Here is a 17,559-nt window from a genome sequence, read left to right as displayed (position 1 = left end):
GTGGGCGTCTCGGTGGTGATGGTTACCTATGCGAGCTACCCTTTGACCCGGCGGCTCCTGGAGCCGCTGATTGCAGGGATAGGCAAGGAGTTGGATGAAATCATCCTGGTGGACAGCGCCTCTCCGGACCAGACCGGTGAAAAGCTGAAAACCGATTTTCTTGCGTTAAATTATCTGCCGATGCCAAAGAACCGGGGGTACGGCGCGGCGGTCAACCGCGGTGCGAACCAAGCCAAAGGCGACTGGCTTTTGATTATGAACGGCGATTTGGAAATCAATCCCGCGCAAATTAGCCGATTGCGGGAATTGGCGGAAGCGGACGAGGCGGATTTGATGGCCCCCCTGCAGGAAACGCCCGAAGGAATACCGATCCCGACGGTGCGCAATTTTCCCACGCCGTCGACCATCCTTTTTGCCCGCCGCTCTCCGTTGGGATGGCTGCTTGGCCCTAGGGGCGGTTATTTGCGCCCGTTGCCCGAAAAAACCGAACCGGTAACGGGGTTTGTCGGCGGCGCCTGCTTTTTGGTGCGAAAGAAAAAGTTTCTCGAAGTCGGCGGCTTTGACCCCAATTTTTTCCTTTTTGTGGAGGACACCGACCTCTGCAGGCGGCTGTCCGAAGCCGGCGCCAAAATCTTCTTTACGCCGGAAGTAAGGGTCCGGCATTACTGGAGTTTCTCCACCGGTCAAAATTCTTTGCAAAAACTCGGGCAGCAGCACGCCTCCCTCCTTTACTACTTTAAAAAACATTTTCCTACCCACCGACTCTTCCGCGTGTGGCTGGCTTGCCTTTTTTGGATTCAGCGCGCCCTTTTCCGCCTCCTTGGGATGCATCGATGAGCCGCTGGATTGCGTTTTTGCTCTCTTTTGGAATCGGTCTGGCCTTGACGCCGCTGGTTACGTACCTTTGTCGAAAAAAAGGGCTTTTCGACCAGCCCGGCCCTCGTAAAATTCACGTCGAGCCGACTCCCCGTTTGGGCGGCATTTCCATTTTTGCCGCCTTTTGGGCCGGACTTTTCGCCGTTTTTTTCTTAAACGGCCCCATTCCCTCGGAGCTCTATTTCGTGTTTTTCGGTTCATCGGTCGTTTTTGCCGTTGGATTGTTCGACGATCTGCATACCTCCGACTGGCGGCTTAAGCTGCTCGTGCAAATACTGGGCGGTGCCATTCTGGTGGCGGGAGGTCTGGCCATCAGGGTGCTTTACATCCCGTTTTTCGGCGCCTGGAATCTTGGTTTTTGGTCCCTCCCCGTCACTTTTTTATGGGTTGTGGTGCTGACCAACAGCATCAACTTGATTGACGGGCTGGATGGGCTGGCCGCCGGCGTCTCGTTGATTGTGGCTGTGACTTTGTTTTTGTCCGGCCATTTTCTGCAAATCCCGCTCTTGGCCGTTTTTGCCTTGTGTATGGCCGGTGCGCTCGCCGGCTTTCTCCCCTTTAATTATTTTCCCGCCCGAATTTTTATGGGGGATTCCGGCTCGCTTACCGTCGGGTTTTTGTTCGCTTCGCTCGGGCTCCTGTTTCCCATCAAAGGGTTTGCCGCCACGGCGCTTTTCATTCCGCTGTTGACCCTCGGAGTCCCTCTGGCGGAAGCCGCCACCACCCTTTTCCGCCGGTTGAAAGGCGGCCGGCCCTGGCATGCCGCCGACCGGGAGCATCTCTTTCACCGGCTGTTGGAACTGGGGCTTTCCCACAAGGTGACGGTCTGGCTCTTTTACTCCTCGTCGGTTGCTTTTTCCTTTCTCGTTTTGTGCTTGGTGACGTTGGACCGGCGTTTTATTTTATCCGGGCTTGTGCTTTTGTACCTGTTTTTGTCGGTCGCATTTATTATCTTGGTACGGCACGTGGCGGAGAGGAAAAAATGAACGGCTACCTGGACTTTGAAAAGCCGATCGTCGAGCTGGAGAAAAAAATCGCCGACATCCGGGATTTCGCCACCGGCGAGTCGGTGGAACTCTCCCGCGAAATCGCGGCGCTGGAAAAAAAGCTGGAGCGGCTGCAGAAGGAGATTTACTCCAAGCTCACCCGCTGGCAGCGCGTCCAGCTCGCCCGCCATCCCAAACGCCCCATCGCTTCCGACTACATCAAGGCCTTAATCACCGACTTTATCGAGTTGCACGGCGACCGGGGGTTTGCCGACGACCATGCCGTAATTACCGGGTTCGGAAAGCTGGACCATCAAAAGCTTTTGGTGGTCGCCCAGCAGAAAGGGAAGGACACCAAGGAAAAGCTGTTTCACAATTTCGGAATGGCCAATCCGGAAGGATATCGCAAGGCCCTGCGCGCCATGCAGCTGGCGGCCCGTTTTGGGCTGCCGATTCTGGTGCTTATAGACACCCCCGGCGCCTATCCCGGAATCGGCGCCGAGGAGCGCGGCCAGGCGGAGGCGATTGCCCGCAATTTGCGGGAAATGACCAACCTGCCGGTCCCCATCGTGGTGGTGATCATCGGCGAGGGGGCCTCCGGCGGCGCCCTGGGGGTCGGCATCGGCGACCGGATTTTGATGCTGGAAAACGCCTGGTATTCGGTCATCTCGCCGGAAGGTTGCGCCGCCATTCTCTGGCGGGACAGCGAAAAAAAAGAGGAGGCCGCCGAGGCCTTGAAAGTCGCCTCGTTTGATTTGCTCGAGCTGGGAATTATCGATAAAATCGTGCCGGAACCGTTGGGCGGCGCCCACCGGGATCCCAAAACAACCTTTGAAGCCGTGAAAAAAGAGGTGCTGGCCGCCCTGGGCGAGCTGGTCGTCTTCCCGCCCGATGAGTTGATTATGCACCGCATAGAAAAATACCGCTCGATGGGCCGCTATACGATTGAGCCGGAACCGGAATCGCTGGCCAAACCGGTCGCGGAACCGGAAGAAAAACAATAGGAGGACTGGTGCTGGACAAAAAGCTTCTGGAAATTCTGGCCTGCCCGGCCTGCAAGGGGAATCTCGAATACGATGAAGAAAATGAACGGCTGACCTGCTTTGCCTGCCGGCTGAAATACAAAATCGAGGAGGGGATCCCGATCATGCTGGTGGAAGAGGCGGAAAAATTTTAGGAGCGCAGATGAAATTGTCAAAATTTTGCGGCGAGGAACTGATTTCACTGGACCTGAAAGCCAAATCCAAGGAGGAGGCGATTCGCGAGCTGGTCGCGTTGGCGGCCCGCTCCAAGCTGGTCAAGGATGAAAAGGAGCTGCTTTCCGCCGTTCTGGAGCGGGAAAAGCTGGTGACCACGGGGGTGGGATACGGGGTCGCCTTTCCCCACGCCAAAACCACGGCCACCCGCGGCGTGGTGATCGCCTTCGGCCGTTCCAAAAGCGGCCTGGATTTCGAGGCGATGGATAAAAAGCCGGTCTATCTCTTATTCCTGATCGCCGCTCCGGAGGATGCGATCGGGGCGCACTTGAACGTGATGGCCCAGCTCTCCTTCATCATGAAGGACGAAAAAAACCGGCGGCGTTTCATGGACGTCAAAAGCCCGGGGGAACTGCTGGAGGCCTTGGATAAGGCCTCCGACAACGGATAGATAAAATCCGGGTTTTGCCGAATTAACATAGGAGGGGGCGAAACCGTTGAGCGAACTGTCCGTACCGTTTAAAACAAAGCCGAAAGCCGCCATTGCCTTGACGGCCGGCTTTTCCCTTCTGCTTTTAATTTTACCCAAACCGGTTAAGTACACCTTCGCGACCGCCATCTCCAGCACCCTCTACGCTCCGTTTTTCTCCCTCGGCAAAGCGTTTTCCGAACTTTTGGCCGTACGGGAGACGAACCGGCTCCTCAAAAACGAGCTTTTGGGCCTGAAGATGGAAAACCGGGCCTTAAAGGAAAGCTCGCTCGAAAACGAGCGGCTGCGCAAACTATTGGGCCTCTCCGCCCCGCCCGATTTCCGCCCGGTTGCCGCCGAACTGGTGGGGGCCGAGGCCACCCCGAGGCCGACCGAAATCACGGTCAACCGCGGCACCCGGGATGGAATACGCCGAAATCTGCCGGTCGTGCACTTGAACGGGCTGGTGGGCAAGGTTCTGGACGCCACGCCGGACGCCGCCGTGATTCAACTCCTCTTTGATCCGGGCTGCCGGGTTGCGGCCCGCGACCAAAGGAGCCGGGTCTTGGGTATTGTCAAATGGAAATCCGGCCCCTGCCTCTCTTTTGAAAACATTTCCCCCGCCGACGACGTGGCCGTCGGCGACACCATCGTCTCTTCCGGGCTGGGGGGGATATTTCCAGAGGGGCTGGTGGTCGGGACGGTGAAAACCGTGACTGCCGACACGCTCTCCTTTTTCCGCAGCATCGACCTCCTGCCCGCCGTCGGCTTCTCTGCGTTGGACGAGCTGTTCATCCTGGTTCCCAAAAATTCTCCGGAACGGGAAAACCGGTGAAGGCCTTCATTTCCGGCCTCTTGGCCGTGGTTTTGTACGAATCCCTCCTCCGGTCCTGGCTCGCGGTGGGGGGCGCCCACCCGGATATCGGCCTTGTTTTGACCGCCTACTTCGCCTTGACGCGGGGTTCCGTGGAGGGGCTTTTCTTCGGTTTCGTCTCCGGGCTTCTGACCGACGTGCTCCATCCCTCACTTTTGGGATGGGGAACCCTTTTGCGGCTGACGCTGGGTTACTGGCTGGGGGGATTCAAGGATAATCTTTTCTTGGAAAACTTCTACTCCAAGGGGATCATCGCCGGCCTCTCCGTGGTGATTTACGAACTGGGGTACCACCTCGCGGATACCGGTTTTTCCCCCACCGCGACGCTGTATATCCTGGGGCGCTACTCCCTTTTGGGCGCCGTTTATTCCATGCTTTTGGCTTTTGTTCTTTTCTACCTGGCCGGGCGTACAAGGAAAAAAGAGCCGGAGTTTACCCTTTGAACGAATTTTCCCGGAGGAACAAAAATGCAATCCTTTTGGCCGTTTTGGCCCTTCTGGCCGGCGCCCTGGTGATCCGGCTTTTCTTTCTGCAAATTGTCTTTCACCCCTACTACCGGCGGATGGCGGACGTCAACCGGCTGCGCCTGATCCCCATTCCCGCCCCCCGCGGCGCGATCTACGACCGGCACGGGCGAAAAATCGTGGCCAACCGCCCCGCCTATTCCGTGTCGATCCTGCCGTACGAGGTGCGCGACCTGGAACTGACCATCCAAAAACTGGCCCCTTTGATCGGCCTCACCGAAGCGGAACTGGATGCGGCGATAAAGCGGGAGCGCACCAGCCGCTACGAGCCGATCAAGGTGAAAAAAGATGTCGATTTCGCCACCGTTGCGCAACTGGAGGAACTGAACGAGGACCTTCCGGGGGTCATTTATCAAGCGGAGCAGGCCCGCGACTACCCCCCCAACAACTGGGGCAGCCATCTGGTCGGCTACATTTCCGAAATCTCGGAACAGGAGCTTTTGCAGCTTGCCTCCAAGGGATACCGGCAGGGGGGCTACATCGGCAAGCGGGGGATTGAAAAACAGTACGATCAGCTTTTGCGCGGCTCGGACGGCGTCTTGTACCTCGAAGTCACCGCCCAGGGAAAGGTTTTGGGGGAAGTGCCGGACAAGCCCCCGCTCCACCCCATCTCCGGCAGCGACATGGTCATCGCCATCGATATGGATGTGCAGGCGGCCGCCGAATCCGCGCTGGCTAACTTTTGCTGTGCCGGCGCCGTGGCGCTGGATCCGGCCAACGGGGAAATTCTGGCTTTCGTTTCAAAACCGGTCTACAACACGGCCGGGCTTTCCGTCGGGATTACCTACGAGGAGTGGAACCGGATTGTGGAGGATCCCAATCACCCCCTTCTTAACCGGGTGATTCAATCGCAATACCCTCCCGGCTCCACGGCCAAGCTGTTGACCGCCGGCGCGGCCTTGGAGGATGGCTTGGTGAAACCTCAAACCCATATGCCGACTCCCTGTCGCGGCGGCTATCAATTCGGCACCCGTTTTTTCCGCTGCTGGAAGCCGGAGGGGCACGGCAGCTTGAACCTTATCGGCGCCATCGAGCAATCCTGCGATGTTTACTTCTACCAACTCGGCCAGAAACTCGGTATCAACAAATGGGCGGAGTACGGCAAAAAATGCGGCTTCGGCAAACGCACCGGAATCGATCTGCCCGACGAGGCGCGCGGGCTGGTGCCGAACACCGACTGGTATGACCGCCGGCTGGGAAAGGGGAAATGGTCGCAGGGGGTCATGCTTAATTTGTCCATCGGGCAGGGGGAGTATCTGACCACCCCGCTCCAACTGGCGAATTTCTACGCCGCTTTGGGAAACGGCGGCGTTTTGTGGAAACCCCATCTGTTGAAGAAAGTGCAGGATCAAACCGGCGTGCAGGAATACCGGCCGGAAATCGTCGAGCGGCTTCCTTTTTCGCAGGAAACGCTTGAAATTCTAAGAAAGTCGATGGTCGAGGTGGTCCACGGCCAGCGGGGCACGGCCCACCGCTCGCAGGTGGAGGGGATCAAAGTCGCCGGCAAAACCGGCACGGCGGAAAACCCCCACGGCGAGCCCCACGCCTGGTTTGCCTGCTTCGCCCCGGCGGAAAATCCAGTCATCGCCATTGCCGTCTTGGTCGAGAATGCGGGCCATGGTAGCGATATTGCGGCGCCGGTGGCCCAGCAGATGCTGCAGGCCTACCTGTTGAAAAGAAAGCCGACCGGCCCGCTGGTCAGCCCGGCCGATTCCGCCACCTTCGAGTATTCCGACTGATATGCGCGCCGTAAAAACCGTAATCCTTGAGTTCTGGAACGAAGTGGACCGCCGGCTCTGGGCCATCGGGCTTCTCCTTTCCCTCTCCGGCGTCGCCTTGATTTACAGTTCCACCCACATGTCCCCCAACCCGCTGGAGCAGGATCTCTATTTGAAACAGTTGTTCTGGATCGCCTTGGGGCTGGTCGCTTTCTGGGTTGTGTACGCCCTGCCCTTCCGATTTTTTGAGGCTTTCGCCTACCTTTTTTACATCGTCGCCATCCTCGCCCTCATCGGCGTTTTCTTTCTCGGCTCCACCCGCTTGGGAGCCACCCGTTGGTACGATCTGGGATTTTTGAACCTGCAGCCCTCGGAACTGGCCAAAATTGCCACCGTATTCGCTTTGGCCCGCTTTCTGGCCTATTCCTCCAAGTACGAAACGAACATCCCCAAGCGGCTCCTGCCGGCCCTTTTTCTGGCCCTGTTGCCGATGCTTTTGATTCTGCGCCAGCCTGATTTGGGCACCTCGCTTGTCTTTTTCGCCATTTTTCTGGCCATGCTTTTTTGGTCCTCCATCCCGGCAATCTACCTGTTTTTCATCATCTCCCCCGCTTTGAGTCTTTTGGCCGCCCTGCACTGGATTTCCTGGGGGCTTTTTTTCCTTTTGCTTTTGGCCGTCCTGTATCTCGTCCGCCCCGGCGGCTTTTTCTCCACCGCCACGGTGACCGTGAATCTTTTGGCCGGCATGATTATGCCTTTGGTCTGGAACCGGCTGCACGATTATCAAAAGCTGCGCATCCTGATTTTTTTGGACCCCAACCGGGATCCCCGCGGCGCCGGGTATCAAATCATCCAGTCCAAAATTGCCGTCGGCTCCGGCGGACTTTTGGGGAAGGGGTACATGGGGGGGACGCAGACCAAGCTTGCCTTTCTGCCCGAACAGCATACCGATTTCATTTTCTCCGTAGTGGGGGAGGAGTTCGGCTTTCTGGGGGTTTTGGTGCTGATCGCCCTTTTCGGCTACCTGATTCACCGCGGGATTGACTACGCCCAGAAAGCCCGCAACAGCTTCGCCAGCTTCACCGCCTTGGGCATCACCGCCGTTTTGGTTTTTCAGGTTCTGGTGAATATCGGGATGACCATCGGTTTGATGCCCGTCACGGGCCTCCCCCTTCCCCTCGTTTCCTACGGCGGCACCTCGATGATAACCTCCTGGATTATGCTCGGGGTATTGGCCGGCATCGGCCGTCGCCGGTACGAATACTGAATCTATCCATTGCTCCGGAGCCTCGACTTCCGTCGCGGGACAGAATCGACGCCGGAACGTCAACTGTCCCCAATTTTTGTCATTCTGAGCGCAGCGAAGAATCCCGCATTTTTTTCCAGAACCGGTTGAATTTTCCGTCTCAAGAAATTACCTTGCGGGAAATGAACTGGACGCCGGGAAAACTGAACGGTATGAAAGCACTGGCCGATTCCCGCGGGGTGATTGCCGCCGCGGCGATGGATCAGCGCGGCTCGTTAAAGAAAGCGATTGCCAAGGAAAAAGGAGTTTCGGCCGACCGGATTACAAATGAAATGATGGCCGAGTTCAAATCGGCGGTTACCCGGATTCTGACCCCTTACGCCTCCGCCATCCTGCTCGACCCCGAATACGGCCTGCCGGCGATGAAACAAAGGGCCCAAGGCAAAGGTGTGCTTCTTGCTTACGAACAATCCGGCTACGACAATACCCGCCCGGGAAGAATCCCCGATTTGCTGATTGACTGGACCGTGCGGAAGCTGAAGGAAGCCGGTGCCGACGCCGTGAAGCTCCTGATTTATTACACCCCTTTTGACGATGCCAAGGTGAACGCCGAAAAGCATTCCTTTGTTGAGCGCATCGGCGCCGAGTGCGCGCTTTATGACATCCCCTATTTCCTCGAGTTTGTGGGCTACGACCCCAAGGGTGGGGATGAAAAATCGGTCGAATATGCCAGGCAAAAACCGGAAATCGTGACCGAGAGCATCGCCGAGTTTTCCAAGCCGGAGTACAAAGTGGACGTTCTGAAAGTCGAAATCCCCGTCGCCTTGGAATTTGTCGAGGGAACCAGGGCTTTCAAGGGAACCAAGGCGTATTCAAAATCAGAGGCGATGGAGCATTACAAAAAGGCCGCCAAAGCCGCCAAAAAACCGTTCATCTACTTGAGCGCCGGTGTTTCCAACGCCCAATTTCTCGAAAGCTTGGAACTGGCCGCCGAGGCACAAATCGACTTCAACGGCGTTTTGTGCGGCCGCGCCACCTGGAAGGAAGGAATTCCGGTTTACGCCAAGCAGGGGCTGAAGGCGCTCGAGGATTGGCTGGCGGACGTCGGCGTCAAAAACATCCGGGCCCTGAACGAGCGGCTTAAAGCCGCCGCCCCCTGGTTCAAAAAATTCGGCGCCTCCTCGATTGACGAATTGGAAAAGCACGCCGAGCCGGCCATCATCGGCTGATAATCTTACAATACAGATAAAAATGGCGCCCTATGGGCGCCCTTTTGTTTTGCATCCGAAAAGTTACAAAAGCCCCAACGCCAGCTTGGCCGCCTCCGACATTTTGCTCATATCCCAAGGCGGCTCCCAGACGAGTTCGAGTTTGACCTCCTTGACCCCCGGCACGGCGCGCACCCGCTCCTCCACTTCGCCGGGAAGCGAGCCCGCCACCGGGCAGTGCGGTGTGGTCAAAGTCATTTTTATTTCCACTTCCCCTTCCGCGCTGACTTTCAAATCGTAAATCAGCCCCAGCTCGTAGATATTGACCGGAATTTCCGGGTCGTAACAGCTCTGGATCGCCTCAATGACCTGCGCTTCGAGCGGCAACGCGGTAAGGGGGGTCTTTTCCATCGTCTCCAGCACGGTTTAATGCGACTCCGGCGCTTCCTCGGAAAAGGAGTGCCCGCAGCCGCAGCTGTGCTTCGCCTGCGGGTTGCGGAAAACGAACTGCACCCCGCCCATCTGCTTCCGCGCATCGAGCTGCAACCCGGAAAGATGAGGCAAGCTGTCGTTGTCCACCAAAATTTTCATCCCCTCGGATTCGAAAACCGAGTCGTTTTCCTTGGCGGGCGTTGCGTCGAAATCCAGAACGTAGCGGAACTTCGTCCCGCTCCCTTCGCACCCTTCCGTGGTAACCCCCAGCCGCAAAGCGGTCGTCTGGGGCAGTTTTTCCTGCTCGATTATTCCCCGCACGGCCTCGCCGGCCGTTGGCGTTAACGTTACCATTTATTGTTCTCCTTCCATTGTTTATTTAAACAGCTATTCAGTAGAAACAGTTTCCTTCTTCTCTTCCAAAGCGGCTTTCAAAGTATGCCAGCACAAGCTGGCGCACTTGACCCGCACCGGAAACTGCGACACGCCCGAAAAAGCGGCCAGCTTTCCCAGTTGTTCTTCCCAATTCTCGTTTGGCGTCCCGGTAACCATCTGGTGAAACTTTTCAAAAATCTCCTCCGCTTCCTCCACCGTTTTCCCTTTGAGTTCGGAGGTCATAATCGAGGCCGAGGCGGTCGAAATGGCGCAGCCGGAGCCCTGAAAGCTGACGTCGGCAATCGTGTCGCCATTCATCTTCAAATAAAGCACGAGCCGGTCGCCGCAGAGCGGGTTGTATCCCTCCGCTTGCCGGTCCGCTTTTTCCAAAACCCGGAAGTTGCGCGGACGTTTGCTGTGGTCGATGATGACCTCCTGATACAGTTCGCCGATTTCCGAAATCATCCAAAAACCTTTCGCACTTCCAAAAGCCCGGCAACCAAAGCGTCGATTTCCTCTTTGGTGTTGTAAAAAGCCAGCGAGGCCCGCACCGTGGCCGGCACGCCGAAGCGCTGCATCACCGGCTGGGCGCAGTGGTGCCCGGTGCGCACGGCGATCCCCTCGCGGTCCAAAATCGTGCCGATGTCGTGCGGGTGAATTCCGCCCATCACAAACGAAAGAATGCTGGCTTTCTTCTTTGCCGTGCCGACCAGCCGCAACCCCGGAACGGCCGAAAGTTTCTCCGTCCCGTATTCCAAAAGCTCCTGTTCGTATCCGGCGATGTTCTCCATCCCGATGCCGGCCAGATATTCGACAGTCGCCCCCAGCCCGATGGCCCCGGCGATGTTCGGCGTCCCGGCTTCGAACTTGTGCGGAATCACGTTGTAGGTTGTTTTTTCAAATGTGACCGAGAGAATCATATCCCCGCCCCCTTGATACGGCGGCATGGCTTCAAGCAAATGCGCCTTGCCGTACACCACGCCGATGCCGGTGGGCCCGAACATCTTGTGCCCGGAGAAAAGATAAAAATCGCAGTCCAAATTCTGCACGTCCACCTTGAGATGCGGCACCGCCTGCGCGCCGTCGAGGACGACCGGAACGCTGCGCCGGTGGGCTGTCTCGATAATCTGCTCGACCGGGTTGATGGTTCCCAGCGCATTGGAAATATGGGCGACTGAAACCAGCTTGGTTTTCGAGGTCAAAAGCTTCTCGAATTCTGGAAGCACAAGTTCCCCCGCATCGTTGATGGGCGCCACCCGCAAAACGGCGCCGGTTTGCTCGCATAAAATCTGCCACGGCACGATGTTGGAATGGTGTTCCATTGCCGTGATGAGTATCTCATCGCCGGGCTTTAGAAGGCCCCGCGCAAAGCTCTGCGCCACCAGATTGACTCCCTCCGTGGTGCTGCGGCAGAAAACGATTTCCCGCACTTCGCGGGCGTTGATGAATTCCTTTACTTTTGTACGTGCATCTTCGTACGCCTTGGTCGCCCGTTCGCTTAAATAATGCACCCCGCGATGGATGTTGGAATTCTCGATGGTGTAGTAGCGGGAAACTGTGTCGATGACCGTCTGCGGCTTCTGGCTGGTGGCGGCGTTGTCCAAATAGACCAGCGGCTTGCCGTACACCTTTTGGTGCAAAGCCGGAAAATCCTTGCGGATTTTCTCTACATCAAGATGAAATCGCTTCCCGGCTTTTACTTCGGGGGTCATTGTTGTCGCCATAAAAACCTATATTGTGTTGGAGCCGCTTTCTATCCGGGCCAAAAGTTCCGCTTCCAGCTCGGCGCGCATCGGTTCCAGTTTTATGCGGTTGATGACGTCGTTGGCGAACCCGAAGGTCAAAAGCCTTTGGGCATTGGCCCGGCTGATCCCCCGCGCAGTCAGATAGAAAATTGCCGTTTCGTCCAATTGCCCCACCGTCGCCCCGTGCGTGCACTTGACGTCGTCGGCAAAAATTTCCAGCTGCGGCTTGGTATCCACTCGCGCCAAATCGGAGAGCAAAAGATTCCGGTTGGTCTGTTTGGAATCGGTCTTCTGCGCCGGTTGCCGGACGAATACTTTGCCGTTGTAAACGGCCCGCGCCCGCCCGTCCACAATCCCCTTGTAAACTTCAAAGCTTTTGCCGTTCGGCCGCCGGTGGTCGATGGCGGTATGGTTGTCGATATGCTGTTTGCCGCCGGCGATGTAAAGCCCGTTCAAATGGCACTCCACTTCTTCTCCATCCAAAACTACGCGATGGGTGTTCCGCCCCAGTTGCGCCCCGGCATCCAGCGTGAATCCGGAATAATGGCTGGCCCGCTTTTGATAAACCTCCGTGGCCGCGATGTGAAACCCGTGCCCATCCTCCCGCTGCAGTTTGTAATGCTCGAGAGAAGCATTCTCCCCGACTACGATTTCCGTGACCACGTTCGTGAAATACGGCTGGTTCGATTTGCCAAGATAATTTTCGATTATTGCGCCGCGACTCCCCGTTTCGGCGACGATGAGGATGCGCGGGTGCGCCACGGTGACCTCTTTTTCTGCCGTGGATATGAAAAGAAGGTGAATGGGTCTCTCCAGAACTGTGCCGGCAGGGAGATAAACGAACGCCCCTTCTTCCAGAAACGCCGTTCCGAGCGCCGTGAAAATGTTGGCATCCGGCGAGGCGTATTTCCCGAGGTGCGCCTCCACCAACTCCGCATTTTCCGCAAGCGCGGAAGCCAGATTTTTGACCAAAACGCCCCTCGGTAATCCGGAGACGGCGGAAAGCTCTTTGGAAAAAATTCCGTTGACGAAAACCAAGCGCGGCCAGCCCGCCTGCCCGAAAAAGTGGGCTTCGATTTCAGCTTTGGAAAGCCCGCTTGGAAATTTGGAGGCCAGCCGGAAGGGCAGCTTCACAATCGGCAAAACGCTCGTGTACTTCCACTCCTCGTCCTTCATCGTGGGAAAATTCATCTCCACAAAGCGGGCGAATGCCTCCTGCCGAAGCTTCCGCACCCACGCCGGAGCCGCCGATGCTCCGTTTTTGTTGAAAAGCTCAAAATCCGCCACGTAGTGCGCCTTTTCCGGCGCTGTGAGATTGGGAGAAACCAATGTCGTGCTCATCTATGCTCCCGCCAAAGCGGCGTCCTTCTCCCGCACCCAGTCATACCCTTTGTCTTCCAGTTCCAAGGCCAGTTCCTTGCCGCCGGAGCGGACGATTTTCCCGCCGACCAGAACGTGCACAAAATCCGGCGTGATGTAGTTCAACAATCTTTGATAATGGGTGATTAAAACGGTGGCGTTCTCCGGCTTGCGGAGGTTGTTGACGCCTTCGGCGACCACCTTCAAGGCGTCGATGTCCAGCCCGGAATCGGTCTCGTCCAGAATCGCCAGCTTCGGCTCCAGAACCGCCATCTGGAAAATTTCGTTTTTCTTCTTCTCCCCGCCCGAAAACCCTTCATTCACCGGCCGGTTGATTAACGACTCATCCATGTGCATCACTTTCATCTTCCGGCGCAGAAGCTTCAAAAACTCCATCGCGTCCAGCTCCTCTTCGCCCCTGTGCTTGCGGATTTCGTTGTAGGCCGAGCGCAAAAAATAAGCGTTGGAAACGCCGGGAATCTCAACGGGATATTGGAAGGCCATAAAAACCCCTTCCTTGGCCCGGTCTTCCGGCGCCATTTCAAGAAGGTCTTTCCCCTGGTAGAGAACTTCCCCTTCGAGCACTTGATAAGAGGGGTGCCCGGCCAAAACCTGCGCCAAAGTGCTTTTGCCTGAGCCGTTCGGCCCCATCACGGCATGCACCTCCCCGGCTTTTACGGAAAGATTAATCCCCTTCAGTATTTCCTTCCCTCCCACCGCCACTCTCAAATTCTTTATCTTCAACATTCCTTTATTCTCCCTATTTGGTTGTCATTCTGAGCGCAGCGAAGAATCTCGCTTTTAACCCACGCTCCCATCCAAACTGACCGACAAAAGCTTCGTTGCTTCCACGGCAAACTCCATCGGCAATTCCCGAAAAACCTCCTTGCAGAAACCGTTCACCACCATCGAAATGGCGTTCTCCGTGTTCAACCCCCGCTGCTTGCAGTAAAAAATCTGGTCTTCGCTGATGCGCGAGGTGGAGGCCTCATGCTCGGCGGAAGAGGAACTGTTCTGCACCTCGATGTACGGGAACGTATTGGCGCTGCATTTATCACCGATTAAAAGCGAATCGCATTGCGTGTAGTTCCGCGAGCCCTTGGCCCGCGGCTGCATTTTGACGAGCCCGCGGTAGGTGTTGTTCCCGTGCCCGGCCGAAATCCCCTTTGAAACGATGGTGCTTTTGGTGTTTTTGCCGAAATGAATCATCTTCGTGCCGGTGTCCGCCTGCTGGTAGTTGTTGGTGACCGCGACGGAGTAAAATTCGCCGATGGAGTTCTCCCCTTCCAGAATCACCGAAGGATACTTCCAGGTAATCGCCGCGCCGGTTTCCACCTGCGTCCAGGAGATTTTGGAGTTTTTTCCCAGGCATTTTCCCCGCTTGGTGACGAAGTTGAAGATTCCGCCCTTCCCTTCCTTGTCCCCGGCATACCAATTCTGGATGGTGGAGTATTTGACCGTGGCGCCTTCAAGGGCGATAAGTTCGACCACCGCCGCATGCAGTTGGTTGGTGTCCCGCATCGGCGCCGTGCATCCTTCCAGATACGAAACGTAGGCCCCCTCGTCTGCGATAATCAAAGTCCGCTCAAACTGCCCCGTGTCGGCGGCGTTGATGCGGAAATAGGTGGAAAGCTCCATCGGGCAGCGCACCCCCTTGGGGACATAGCAGAAGGAGCCGTCCGAAAACACCGCCGAGTTCAGTGCGGCAAAGAAATTATCATTGGGCGGCACCACCGTCCCCAGATACTTTTTGACCAGTTCCGGATGGTTCCGCACCGCCTCGGAGAACGAGCAGAAAATGATCCCCAACTCGGCCAGCTTCGCCTTGAAGGTCGTGGCGACCGAAACGGAATCGAAAACCGCATCCACCGCCACGCCGGTGAGCATTTTCTGCTCGTCGAGCGGAATTCCCAGCTTTTCAAAGGTTTTCAAAAGCTCCGGGTCCACCTGATCCAAGCTGTCCAGTTTCGGCTTCTTTTTGGGCGCCGCATAGTAGATGATATCCTGATAGTCGATTTCCGGGTAGTGGATGTTGGCCCAACGCGGCTGGCCTTCCTCCTTGGCCATTTTTTGCCAGTGGGAAAACGCCTTCAGCCGCCATTCCAGCATAAACTCCGGCTCCTCCTTCTTGGCCGAAATGAGGCGAATAATATCCTCATTCAGCCCCTTGGGGGCCTTATCCTGCTCGATGTCGGTGTAGAAGCCGTACTTGTATTCTTTGCCAACCAGTCCCTCAACCCCTTCTTCCGGGGCCGGGTTCTGGAGCTTTATATTTTCATCCGTAATGGCCATTTTTATCCTTCCCTATGCCTTTGCAGGGATTGTTCTTGCGTCCATCCCTATTCCCGACTATAATGGTCGGCAATTAATTATACGAACTTTATGGGAGAATTGTCAAGGATTTTTGAAAGATTTTTAATCCCTGCTAAGTTATTGCAGGAATTGGAGATTTGGGCTTGTGCAAACCCTAACAAAACTGTTCAATTTCTCAATTCCCCACAATGTCATCATGCAAATCCCAGAGGGTCTGCGCGCCGTCGGAGCCGGAGACCGTGGAGGGCATCTGTGCGGGGCGGGAGGATTCGAATTTAGATATTGCCTGGGGAAAGGTGAAAAGTACCTTGAAGCGGGAGGCCGGTTTGCCGACTTTGAACTCGTACAAAACCAAATCATCCTTGTCCGGCTGCACCTGCCCGTCTTTGTAAACGTCGTACCGGCTCCCCGGCTCAAACTCCACCATCCACCCCTTGCTGCGGGTAAGCTCCAGAATCTTTTCCCGGTCGGCCGGGGTGATGTCCACCAGTTTGCGGTATTCCAAATACTCCCGCTCGGAGGGAATCGGGTAGCCGAAAACGTCGGTATAATACCCCCGCAAATGCGGCCAGGGGTCTTCGATGAACGCGAGATGATACGGCCGCCAGGAAATTTCGGCGGTCGGGATTTTGCCGGAATTCAATATTTCCGAGCGGGCCGGCTCCGGAACGAACATGGTCACTTTTTCCAGAAACGCCCGCATCTCCTTGCGCTGGGATTCGGAGAGAAGCGCGCTCCGCTTCCCTTCATTCTGCCCGGCAATCCGCTTGCGCACGGTGGTCGCCTCGTAGCCGTTCAAATGCCCCGGGTCCATCTCCGGCGTGATGGGGACGGTAAGGAAGCCGTTCTTCCCCTTCGGGTGGGGCATGGTGAAACTCAAAATCTCCCCGTTCGGGCCTTTGCGGTCCCAGGGAAGAATCGGGTTTTTGGCGCCGATTTGGAAATTGCGCCGTGCCCCGTCGGAGTTGTAGGGATTGCCGTGCAGGCGGTAGGCGCGGGCGGACCACTCCCACTCCATTTTCAGATGCAAATCCATCGGGATTCGGCCGGCCTGCAAATACAACTCGATAATCTGCTGGCCGCTCCCCAAATGTTTCGCTTCCTGCTTCAAAAAATAGCGCATCATTCCGGCGTAAAGGGCGTCCGCCGTGTCGCTGGAGGAGACCAGCTTCGACCAGCCGTCCCGATCCTGCTTGTCGAAGTAATGCCCCATTTCCGGCAGGGTTTCGACCGGCGGGTTGAACTCGATTAAGGGCTGCTGCAAATTCGGGTCGTCGGAGTTGGCGTTGCGCGCCAGCAAATCCTCCACCAAAAGCCATTCGAAATCGCCGCCGGTCATCCCCAGCCAGTAGCCCATCTGCGTGCCGTGTTCACCCTCTTCGCCGATGACGTTGCGGGCGTACTTTTCAAAAATCGGCGGCATGTAGCCGAGTTTGCGGAGCTGGTTCTGCTGCTGGCTGGAGCCGAATTCGGAGGAGCCCTGGTGATAGGCGATGATGTTCTGCGTCTGGCGGATGGTGCCCCCCGCCAGCCAGGAAAGCTTGTCTTCCGGATAGCCCACCGGGTTGATGCCCAAGAGCTTGGCGATGTGCGGATGAACGAAGCGCTGTTGCCCCTTGAAAAGCCCGTAATGCACCGGCTCCTTGGTCAAAAGGTGCATATCCGTGGCGACGGCCCGCAGCGTGGTTCCCTCCACCCAGTCAAAAACGCCGGAGTCGATGGCCCAGCGGGTGTAGGCCTCGGCGTAGTCATCCATCGAGCGGATGTTCGGGCGGGGGAAGGCCTCGGCGTAAAAATTCGGCTTGTGCGGGTCGTAGTTCTTGAACGGAATCGCCATCGATTATAAGTTAAAAAAACTTGCAGGATTGGCAAGCGTTTGGAAAGGCAAAAACGGTGGGGATTTTGTTGCGATTTTGCAGGAAAAATAAAAAAAGCCCCCTCTGTTTTTTTGGGGGGCTGTAAAAAAACCTCCCCTTAATCCCCTCCTTCGTAAGGAGGGGACAAGGTGTTTTTTAAGGAGAGGGAGGGGCGGAGCGTACGCTTCCGCCCCTTTTTCCTTTCCTTGTGTCCTCTTTGGCTACCCGAGGTCTGGGGCTCTGGGTTCGCGGGATTTGGGCGGCATGTGAAGGGGAGGCGCCACCTTCCCTTCAGTTCTATTGGGTTGGCTGCCTTCAAAGAGGCAGCTGCCCTGCGCCGCTTGCGCGGCGCTTTGGTGTTCTATTCCGGCTTTTTTTGGTT

Annotated in this window: 18 protein-coding genes; 10 read left to right on the top strand and 8 right to left on the bottom strand. The window is 56.6% G+C overall.

The window, feature by feature from the left end; translation table 11 throughout:
- From VNL73_01455 to VNL73_01410, 10 genes are all read left to right on the top strand, one after another.
- On the top strand, positions 1-837 hold the full coding sequence (locus VNL73_01455; GenBank protein HXF48076.1) for a glycosyltransferase family 2 protein: 837 nt from the start codon (positions 1-3) through the stop codon (positions 835-837).
- Positions 834-1,862, top strand: a complete 1,029-nt coding sequence (locus VNL73_01450) for an MraY family glycosyltransferase (GenBank protein ID HXF48075.1) — start codon at positions 834-836, stop codon at positions 1,860-1,862. Before VNL73_01455 ends, VNL73_01450 begins: the two co-directional genes overlap by 4 nt.
- Positions 1,859-2,866 (top strand): acetyl-CoA carboxylase carboxyltransferase subunit alpha, encoded by a 1,008-nt coding sequence (locus tag VNL73_01445; GenBank protein HXF48074.1) that lies wholly within the window; start codon positions 1,859-1,861, stop codon positions 2,864-2,866. Before VNL73_01450 ends, VNL73_01445 begins: the two co-directional genes overlap by 4 nt.
- 5 nt (positions 2,867-2,871) lie before the next feature.
- Positions 2,872-3,039, top strand: a complete 168-nt coding sequence (locus VNL73_01440) for a Trm112 family protein (protein HXF48073.1) — start codon at positions 2,872-2,874, stop codon at positions 3,037-3,039.
- An 8-nt stretch (positions 3,040-3,047) separates the two neighbouring features.
- On the top strand, positions 3,048-3,509 hold the full coding sequence (locus tag VNL73_01435) for a PTS sugar transporter subunit IIA (GenBank protein ID HXF48072.1): 462 nt from the start codon (positions 3,048-3,050) through the stop codon (positions 3,507-3,509).
- A 46-nt stretch (positions 3,510-3,555) separates the two neighbouring features.
- Positions 3,556-4,362: a rod shape-determining protein MreC gene (gene mreC / locus VNL73_01430; GenBank protein ID HXF48071.1), complete on the top strand. Its 807-nt coding sequence runs from the start codon at positions 3,556-3,558 to the stop codon at positions 4,360-4,362.
- Positions 4,359-4,844, top strand: a complete 486-nt coding sequence (mreD, locus tag VNL73_01425) for a rod shape-determining protein MreD (protein ID HXF48070.1) — start codon at positions 4,359-4,361, stop codon at positions 4,842-4,844. The genes mreC and mreD overlap by 4 nt, the downstream gene beginning before the upstream one ends.
- Positions 4,841-6,664, top strand: coding sequence for a penicillin-binding protein 2 (gene mrdA, locus VNL73_01420; GenBank protein ID HXF48069.1), 1,824 nt, complete (start codon positions 4,841-4,843; stop codon positions 6,662-6,664). Before mreD ends, mrdA begins: the two co-directional genes overlap by 4 nt.
- Position 6,665: 1 nt before the next feature.
- The gene (gene rodA, locus VNL73_01415) at positions 6,666-7,910 is read left to right on the top strand and encodes a rod shape-determining protein RodA (GenBank protein ID HXF48068.1); all 1,245 of its coding nucleotides are present in this window, start codon (positions 6,666-6,668) and stop codon (positions 7,908-7,910) included.
- 161 nt (positions 7,911-8,071) lie between these two features.
- Positions 8,072-9,118 (top strand): tagatose 1,6-diphosphate aldolase, encoded by a 1,047-nt coding sequence (locus tag VNL73_01410; GenBank protein ID HXF48067.1) that lies wholly within the window; start codon positions 8,072-8,074, stop codon positions 9,116-9,118.
- A gap of 63 nt (positions 9,119-9,181) precedes the next feature.
- Here the strand turns inward: VNL73_01410 and VNL73_01405 are convergent, their stop codons facing one another.
- The 8 genes from VNL73_01405 to VNL73_01370 all read right to left on the bottom strand — a co-directional run bounded on the left by VNL73_01405 (position 9,182) and on the right by VNL73_01370 (position 17,158).
- On the bottom strand, positions 9,182-9,508 hold the full coding sequence (locus tag VNL73_01405; GenBank protein ID HXF48066.1) for an SUF system Fe-S cluster assembly protein: 327 nt from the start codon (positions 9,506-9,508) through the stop codon (positions 9,182-9,184).
- A gap of 15 nt (positions 9,509-9,523) precedes the next feature.
- A complete protein-coding gene (locus tag VNL73_01400) occupies positions 9,524-9,883 on the bottom strand; it encodes an iron-sulfur cluster assembly accessory protein (GenBank protein HXF48065.1) in 360 nt (119 codons plus the stop codon).
- Positions 9,884-9,916: 33 nt separating this feature from the next.
- A complete protein-coding gene (locus VNL73_01395) occupies positions 9,917-10,369 on the bottom strand; it encodes an SUF system NifU family Fe-S cluster assembly protein (GenBank protein ID HXF48064.1) in 453 nt (150 codons plus the stop codon).
- Complete coding sequence (locus VNL73_01390) at positions 10,366-11,616, bottom strand: cysteine desulfurase (GenBank protein HXF48063.1); 1,251 nt, start codon at positions 11,614-11,616, stop codon at positions 10,366-10,368. Before VNL73_01390 ends, VNL73_01395 begins: the two co-directional genes overlap by 4 nt.
- Positions 11,617-11,634: 18 nt before the next feature.
- The gene (gene sufD, locus VNL73_01385; GenBank protein HXF48062.1) at positions 11,635-12,990 is read right to left on the bottom strand and encodes a Fe-S cluster assembly protein SufD; all 1,356 of its coding nucleotides are present in this window, start codon (positions 12,988-12,990) and stop codon (positions 11,635-11,637) included.
- Positions 12,991-13,755, bottom strand: a complete 765-nt coding sequence (gene sufC, locus VNL73_01380) for a Fe-S cluster assembly ATPase SufC (protein ID HXF48061.1) — start codon at positions 13,753-13,755, stop codon at positions 12,991-12,993.
- A 54-nt stretch (positions 13,756-13,809) separates the two neighbouring features.
- Entirely contained in the window at positions 13,810-15,300 is a 1,491-nt protein-coding gene (sufB, locus tag VNL73_01375; protein HXF48060.1) for a Fe-S cluster assembly protein SufB, read from the bottom strand.
- Between the two features lie 196 nt (positions 15,301-15,496).
- Positions 15,497-17,158: a hypothetical protein gene (locus VNL73_01370; protein HXF48059.1), complete on the bottom strand. Its 1,662-nt coding sequence runs from the start codon at positions 17,156-17,158 to the stop codon at positions 15,497-15,499.
- Positions 17,159-17,559 lie beyond the last annotated feature (401 nt).

Source organism: Verrucomicrobiia bacterium (assembly GCA_035574275.1).
Classification (GTDB): Bacteria; Zixibacteria; MSB-5A5; order DSPP01; family DSPP01; genus DSPP01.
This window is presented reverse-complemented; position numbering and strand designations above follow the sequence as displayed.